Source organism: Streptococcus pseudopneumoniae, assembly GCF_038148935.1.
Lineage (GTDB): Bacteria > Bacillota > Bacilli > Lactobacillales > Streptococcaceae > Streptococcus > Streptococcus pseudopneumoniae_U.
Genome location: NZ_JBBJZX010000092.1, coordinates 1 through 7,555, shown reverse-complemented (window position 1 = coordinate 7,555; position 7,555 = coordinate 1). Strand labels below are relative to the sequence as shown.

General features: G+C 42.8%; 5 protein-coding genes and 2 pseudogenes. All 7 read left to right on the top strand.

The features are described 5' to 3' along the window. Positions 1–765: pseudogene (locus WKI42_RS08745) on the top strand (helix-turn-helix domain-containing protein); the annotation flags it as partial. A gap of 158 nt (positions 766–923) precedes the next feature. Continuing rightward, the gene (glpK, locus tag WKI42_RS08740) at positions 924–2,432 is read left to right on the top strand and encodes a glycerol kinase GlpK (protein WP_050256796.1); all 1,509 of its coding nucleotides are present in this window, start codon (positions 924–926) and stop codon (positions 2,430–2,432) included. Between the two features lie 41 nt (positions 2,433–2,473). Continuing rightward, a complete protein-coding gene (glpO, locus tag WKI42_RS08735; protein ID WP_368081713.1) occupies positions 2,474–4,300 on the top strand; it encodes a type 1 glycerol-3-phosphate oxidase in 1,827 nt (608 codons plus the stop codon). A 70-nt stretch (positions 4,301–4,370) separates the two neighbouring features. Beyond that, positions 4,371–5,075 carry an MIP/aquaporin family protein gene (locus WKI42_RS08730; RefSeq protein WP_016398345.1) on the top strand — a complete coding sequence of 235 codons (705 nt, stop codon included), beginning with the start codon at positions 4,371–4,373 and terminating at the stop codon, positions 5,073–5,075. A gap of 230 nt (positions 5,076–5,305) precedes the next feature. Next, entirely contained in the window at positions 5,306–5,437 is a 132-nt protein-coding gene (locus WKI42_RS08725; RefSeq protein ID WP_000813667.1) for a teichoic acid D-Ala incorporation-associated protein DltX, read from the top strand. 20 nt (positions 5,438–5,457) lie between these two features. After that, positions 5,458–7,008 (top strand): D-alanine--poly(phosphoribitol) ligase subunit DltA, encoded by a 1,551-nt coding sequence (gene dltA, locus WKI42_RS08720; RefSeq protein ID WP_368081712.1) that lies wholly within the window; start codon positions 5,458–5,460, stop codon positions 7,006–7,008. Then, positions 7,005–7,555 (top strand): annotated as a pseudogene (locus WKI42_RS08715) (D-alanyl-lipoteichoic acid biosynthesis protein DltB); the annotation flags it as partial. The gene dltA and the pseudogene WKI42_RS08715, both read left to right, overlap by 4 nt.

The window sequence follows — 7,555 nt, the reverse complement described above, 5'->3', positions numbered from 1 at the left end:
ATAGAAGAGAAAATGCGAGGGTATTTTGACAATATTTTCTACCTTCGTTTGCTGAGAAAGGCTCCTTCCTTTTTTGCTGGGCAACACCTTCCTCTAGGGATTGAAGATGGTGAGATGATGATATTCTTCTCTTTCCTCCTATCTCATCGCATTCTTCCTCTTCATACTATGGAGTATATTCTTGGATTTGGAGGGCAGTTGGTAGATTTGCTGACGCAATTGATTCAAGAAATGAAGAAGAAGGAACTATTGGGGGATTATACAGAGGACCATGTCACCTATGAACTCAGCCAGCTTTGTGCTCAAGTCTATCTCTATAAGGGCTATATTTTACAGGATCGCTACAAGTACCAGTTAGAGAATCGTCATCCATATTTACTCATGGAACATGATTTTAGGAAAACGGCAGAGGAGATTTTTCATGCTCTACCTGCCTTTCAACAGGGGACGGATTTGGATAAGAAAATTCTCTGGGAATGGCTCCAGTTGATCGAATATATGGCTGAAAATGGTGGCCAGCATATGCGGATTGGTTTGGATTTGACATCTGGTTTTCTTGTCTTTTCAAGGATGGCAGCCATTTTAAAACGGTATTTGGAATACAATCGTTTTATCACCATTGAAGCCTATGACCGAACTCGGCATTATGATTTGCTGGTTACCAATAACCCGATTCATAAGAAGGAACAGACACCAGTCTATTATTTAAAAAACGACTTGGATATGGAGGATTTGGTAGCGATTCGTCAGTTATTATTCACTTAAAAGGCTTGGTTATTCCAGGTCTTTTTGTGAAATTCACACAATCTCCTCACATTTTTTTAAAAATTAAAAAAAGTTGATAAACAAGAAAGCGCTTTATTTTGTATACTAGTAAGTGTAAAGAGGAAACATCCTCAAGATCTTTATCAGGAGGACAGCACATGTCACAAGAAAAATACATCATGGCCATTGACCAGGGAACTACAAGTTCTCGTGCCATTATTTTCAACAAAAAAGGAGAAAAAGTTAGCTCGAGTCAAAAAGAGTTCACTCAGATTTTCCCTCAGGCAGGTTGGGTTGAGCACAATGCCAATGAAATTTGGAACTCTGTTCAGTCAGTTATTGCAGGTGCTTTCATCGAAAGTGGTGTCAAGCCAAATCAAATCGAAGCAATCGGAATTACCAACCAACGTGAAACAACTGTCGTCTGGGATAAGAAAACAGGGCTTCCTATCTACAACGCTATCGTTTGGCAGTCACGCCAGACAGCACCTTTGGCTGAACAACTAAAAAGCCAAGGTTATGTGGAAAAATTCCATGAAAAGACTGGTTTGATCATCGATGCTTACTTCTCAGCGACTAAGGTTCGTTGGATTTTGGATCATGTAGAAGGCGCTCAAGAGCGAGCAGAAAAAGGGGAATTGCTCTTTGGTACCATCGATACTTGGTTGGTTTGGAAATTGACTGACGGTGCGGCTCACGTGACGGACTACTCAAATGCAGCTCGTACCATGCTTTATAACATTAAAGAACTCAAATGGGATGATGAGATTCTGGAAATCCTCAACATTCCTAAGGCTATGTTGCCAGAAGTTCGTTCTAACTCTGAAATTTACGGTAAGACAGCCCCATTCCATTTCTATGGTGGACAAGTGCCAATCTCAGGTATGGCTGGTGACCAACAGGCAGCCCTCTTTGGACAGTTGGCCTTTGAACCAGGTATGGTCAAGAATACTTATGGAACAGGCTCTTTCATCATCATGAATACTGGTGAAGAGATGCAGTTGTCTGAAAACAACCTCTTGACAACCATTGGTTACGGAATCAACGGCAAGGTTTACTATGCCTTGGAAGGTTCAATCTTCATCGCAGGAAGTGCTATTCAATGGCTTCGTGACGGTCTTCGCATGGTGGAAAATTCACCAGAATCTGAAAAATACGCTCGTGATTCTCACAATGATGATGAGGTTTATGTAGTTCCAGCCTTTACAGGACTAGGTGCTCCATACTGGAACCAAAACGCTCGCGGTTCTGTCTTTGGCTTGACTCGTGGAACAAGCAAAGAAGACTTTATCAAGGCGACTTTGCAATCTATTGCTTATCAAGTGCGTGACATCATCGATACCATGCAAGTGGATGCTCAGACAGCTATCCAAGTCTTGAAGGTGGATGGTGGTGCAGCTATGAACAACTTCCTCATGCAGTTCCAAGCTGACATTTTGGGAATCGACATCGCACGCGCTAAAAACTTGGAAACAACAGCTCTAGGGGCAGCATTTTTAGCAGGTTTGTCAGTAGGCTATTGGAAGGACTTGGATGAGTTGAAACTCTTGAACGAGACAGGAGAACTCTTTGAGCCATCTATGAACGAATCTCGCAAGGAACAACTCTACAAGGGCTGGAAGAAGGCTGTGAAAGCAACGCAAGTCTTTGCGGAAGTAGACGACTAATACTGGCAGAATAAAGCGATTTATTTAGAAAGTGTGTAAATATGGAATTTTCAAAGAAAACACGTGAATTATCAATTAAAAAAATGAAGGAACGAACCCTGGATCTCTTGATTATCGGTGGAGGAATCACAGGGGCTGGTGTAGCCTTGCAGGCGGCAGCTAGCGGTCTTGAGACTGGTTTGATTGAAATGCAGGACTTCGCAGAAGGGACATCTAGCCGTTCAACTAAATTGGTTCACGGAGGACTTCGTTACCTTAAGCAATTTGACGTAGAAGTGGTCTCAGATACAGTTTCTGAACGTGCAGTGGTTCAACAAATCGCTCCACACATTCCAAAACCAGACCCAATGCTCTTGCCAGTTTACGATGAGGATGGAGCGACCTTTAGTCTCTTCCGTCTGAAAGTAGCCATGGACTTGTATGACCTCTTGGCAGGTGTCAACAATACACCAGCTGCCAACAAGGTTTTGAGCAAGGAAGAAGTCTTGGAACGCCAGCCAAACTTGAAGAAAGAAGGTTTGGTAGGAGGTGGGGTTTACCTTGACTTCCGTAACAACGATGCGCGTCTCGTGATTGAAAACATCAAACGTGCCAACCAAGACGGTGCCCTCATTGCCAGCCACGTTAAGGCAGAAGGCTTCCTCTTTGATGAAAGTGGCAAGATTACAGGTGTTGTAGCTCGTGATCTCTTGACAGACCAAGTCTTTGAAATCAAAGCTCGTCTGGTTATCAACACGACAGGTCCTTGGAGCGACAAGGTACGCAATTTATCTAATAAGGGAACCCAATTCTCACAAATGCGTCCAACTAAGGGAGTTCACCTGGTAGTGGATTCAAGCAAGATCAAGGTTTCACAGCCAGTTTACTTTGACACAGGCTTGGGTGACGGTCGTATGGTCTTTGTTCTCCCACGTGAAAACAAGACTTACTTCGGTACAACTGATACAGACTACACAGGTGATTTGGAACATCCAAAAGTAACTCAAGAAGATGTAGATTACCTGCTTGGCATTGTCAACAACCGCTTCCCAGAAGCGAATATTACAGTTGCTGACATTGAAAGTAGCTGGGCAGGTCTTCGTCCATTGATCGCAGGTAATAGCGCTTCTGACTACAATGGAGGAAATAACGGAACCATCAGTGATGAAAGCTTTAACAACTTGATTGCTACTGTTGAATCTTATCTCTCTAAAGAAAAAACGCGTGAAGATGTTGAGTCTGCTGTCAGCAAGCTTGAAAGCAGTACCTCTGAGAAACATTTGGACCCATCTGCTGTTTCTCGTGGCTCTAGCTTGGACCGAGATGATAATGGTCTCTTGACCCTTGCTGGTGGTAAAATCACAGACTACCGTAAGATGGCTGAAGGAGCTATGGAGCGCGTGGTTGACATCCTCAAAGCAGAATTTGACCGTAGTTTTAAACTGATCAACTCTAAGACTTACCCTGTTTCAGGTGGAGAATTGAACCCAGCAAATGTAGACTCAGAAATCGAAGCTTTTGCGCAACTTGGAGTGTCACGTGGATTGGATAGTAAGGAAGCCCATTACCTAGCAAATCTTTACGGTTCAAATGCACCGAAGGTCTTTGCTCTTGCTCATAGTTTGGAACAAGCACCAGGACTCAGCTTGGCAGATACTTTATCACTTCACTATGCAATGCGCAATGAGTTGGCTCTTAGCCCAGTTGACTTCCTTCTTCGTCGTACCAACCATATGCTCTTTATGCGTGATAGTTTGGATAGCATCGTTGAGCCAGTTTTGAATGAAATGGGACGATTCTATGACTGGACAGAAGAAGAAAAAGCAACTTACCGTGCTGATGTCGAAGCAGCTCTCGCTAATAACGATTTAGCAGAATTAAAAAATTAAGAAAAAATAAAAGAGGTGGAGGGCAGGACTCCTAGTCTACCCTCTCTCCCTTTTTAATGGAGATAGAAAGATGATGAATGAATTATTTGGAGAATTTTTGGGGACTCTAATCCTAATTCTTCTAGGAAATGGTGTTGTGGCTGGTGTGGTTCTTCCTAAAACCAAGAGCAACAGCTCAGGTTGGATTGTGATTACTATGGGTTGGGGGATTGCAGTTGCAGTTGCGGTCTTTGTATCTGGCAAGCTCAGTCCAGCTCATTTAAACCCAGCTGTGACGATTGGTGTGGCCTTGAAAGGTGGTTTGCCTTGGGCTTCCGTTTTGCCTTATATCTTAGCCCAGTTCGCAGGGGCTATGCTGGGTCAGATTTTGGTTTGGTTGCAATTCAAGCCGCATTATGAGGCAGAAGAAAATGCAGGAAATATTTTGGCTACTTTCAGCACAGGACCAGCTATCAAAGATACTGTATCAAACTTGATTAGCGAAATCCTTGGAACCTTTGTTTTGGTCTTGACAATCTTTGCTTTGGGTCTTTACGATTTTCAGGCAGGTATCGGAACCTTTGCAGTGGGAACTTTGATTGTCGGTATCGGTCTATCACTAGGTGGGACAACAGGTTATGCCTTGAACCCTGCACGTGACCTTGGACCTCGTATCATGCACAGTATCCTTCCAATTTCAAACAAGGGAGACGGAGATTGGTCTTACGCTTGGATTCCTGTTGTGGGACCTGTTATCGGTGCAGCCTTGGCAGTTCTTGTGTTTTCCCTTTTCTAGTTTAGAAAATAATTATGTTGATAAGAGCTTGAGATGAAAATCTCGGGTTCTTTTCTTTTAAAATATACATAGAAAAACCGCATAATTCTTAAAATAAGCTGAAATCTATTGAAAACATACGGTAAACAATTGAAAAAATACTATATAAAGTGGTACAATGGTAGAAAAATAAGCTAGTAAGAATCACTCTTATTTTAGCGAAAAATTACAGAAATGAATGGTTTTTCTTGATGAAACAGAGAAAAGAATTGTACCTTTTTCTTGGTCGGACAGCCTTGTATTTTCTTATCTTTCTAGGGCTGCTTTACTTCTTTAGCTATCTTGGTCAGGGTCAAGGAAGCTTTATCTATAATGAATTTTAACTTGAAGGAGAATTCCTATTGTGTCAAATAAACCAATAGTAGATATGATTGAAACCATTGAGCATTTTGCTCAGATACAGCCTAGCTATCCTGTTTACAATGTTTTGGGTCGGGAACACACTTATGGCGATTTAAAGGCTGATTCGGATAGTTTGGCTGCAGCCATTGACCAACTAGGATTGCCTGAGAAGTCTCCTGTGGTCGTTTTTGGTGGCCAAGAATATGAAATGTTGGCAACTTTTGTAGCCTTGACTAAGTCAGGACATGCCTACATTCCAATTGATAGTCATTCGGCCTTGGAGCGAGTTTCGGCTATTTTAGAAGTAGCGGAGCCAAGTTTGATTATTGCCATTTCAGAATTTCCATTGGAGCAGGTTTCTACACCGATGATGACTCTAGCTCAGGTTCAAGAAGCCTTTGCCCAAGGGACTAGCTATGAGATCACGCATCCAGTCAAGGGCGATGATAACTACTACATCATCTTTACTTCTGGTACGACTGGTAAGCCTAAGGGAGTGCAGATTTCCCATGATAACCTCCTCAGCTTTACCAACTGGATGATTACGGATAAGGAATTTGCGACGCCAAGTCGTCCGCAAATGCTGGCTCAGCCACCTTATTCTTTTGACCTGTCTGTCATGTACTGGGCACCGACCTTGGCACTGGGTGGTACGCTTTTCGCTCTTCCTTCAGCTATTACTCAGGACTTTAAGCAACTCTTTGCGACCATCTTTTCATTGCCAATCGCTATCTGGACTTCAACGCCTTCTTTTGCAGATATGGCCATGTTGTCTGAAGACTTCAATAGTGAGAAAATGCCTGGTATCACGCATTTCTACTTTGATGGCGAAGAATTGACGGTTAAAACAGCTCAAAAACTGCGCGAACGTTTCCCAAATGCCCGTATTATCAATGCTTACGGTCCAACAGAAGCGACAGTAGCCTTATCAGCAGTTGCTGTGACAGACGAGATGCTAGCGACTCTCAAACGCCTACCAATCGGCTATACCAAGGCTGATTCTCCAACCTTTATCATTGACGAGGAAGGAAATAAACTGCCAAATGGCGAACAGGGAGAAATCATTGTCTCTGGACCAGCTGTTTCAAAAGGATATATGAACAATCCTGAAAAAACGGCAGAAGCCTTCTTTGAGTTTGAAGGTCTGCCAGCCTATCACACAGGCGATGTGGGAACCATGACAGATGAAGGCTTGCTTCTCTACGGCGGACGCATGGACTTTCAGATTAAGTTCAACGGTTACCGCATTGAGTTAGAAGATGTCTCTCAAAACCTCAATAAGTCTCGCTTTATCGAGTCTGCTGTTGCAGTACCGCGCTATAATAAGGACCACAAGGTACAAAATTTGTTGGCCTATGTCATCTTAAAAGATGGTGTGCGTGAGCAGTTTGAGCGTGATATCGATATTACCAAGGCCATTAAGGAAGATTTGACAGACATCATGATGTCCTACATGATGCCGTCTAAATTCCTTTACCGAGACAGTTTGCCACTGACTCCAAATGGAAAGATTGACATCAAAGGATTGATTAACGAGGTGAATAAGAGATGATGGAGTTCTTTCAACAGCTTCCTCATTTAGAGCCATATGGCAATCCTCAGTATTTTGTCTATGTGATTGCTGCAACCTTGCCCATCTTTATCGGTCTCTTTTTCAAGAAACGCTTTGCCTGGTACGAGGTATTGGTTAGTCTCTTCTTTATCGTTACCATGCTGGTAGGTGGGAAGACTAATCAATTGGCTGCCTTGAGTATTTATCTGTGCTGGGAAATATTGCTCCTGCTCTTCTATAAGCACTATCGAAAAAGCAAGGATGGCAAGTGGGTCTTCTACCTAGTTAGTTTTCTGTCCCTGCTTCCGATTATCTTTGTCAAGGTGCAGCCGGCTATCAATGGAACGCAGTCTTTGCTTGGTTTTTTGGGAATTTCTTACCTGACCTTTCGTTCGGTTGGAATTATCATCGAGCTGAGAGATGGAGTGATTAAGGATTTTACCTTCTGGGAATTCCTCCGCTTTCTTCTATTTATGCCGACTTTTTCAAGTGGTCCAATCGATCGCTTTAAGCGTTTTAATGAAAATTATCAGACCATTCCTGAGCG

What these genes read in the sequence shown, in the direction of transcription:
- glpK (WP_050256796.1), top strand. Translation starts at nt 924, where the DNA reads ATGTCACAAGAAAAATACATCATGGCCATTGACCAGGGAACTACAAGT.
- glpO (WP_368081713.1), top strand. Translation starts at nt 2,474, where the DNA reads ATGGAATTTTCAAAGAAAACACGTGAATTATCAATTAAAAAAATGAAG.
- WKI42_RS08730 (WP_016398345.1), top strand. Translation starts at nt 4,371, where the DNA reads ATGATGAATGAATTATTTGGAGAATTTTTGGGGACTCTAATCCTAATT.
- WKI42_RS08725 (WP_000813667.1), top strand. Translation starts at nt 5,306, where the DNA reads ATGAAACAGAGAAAAGAATTGTACCTTTTTCTTGGTCGGACAGCCTTG.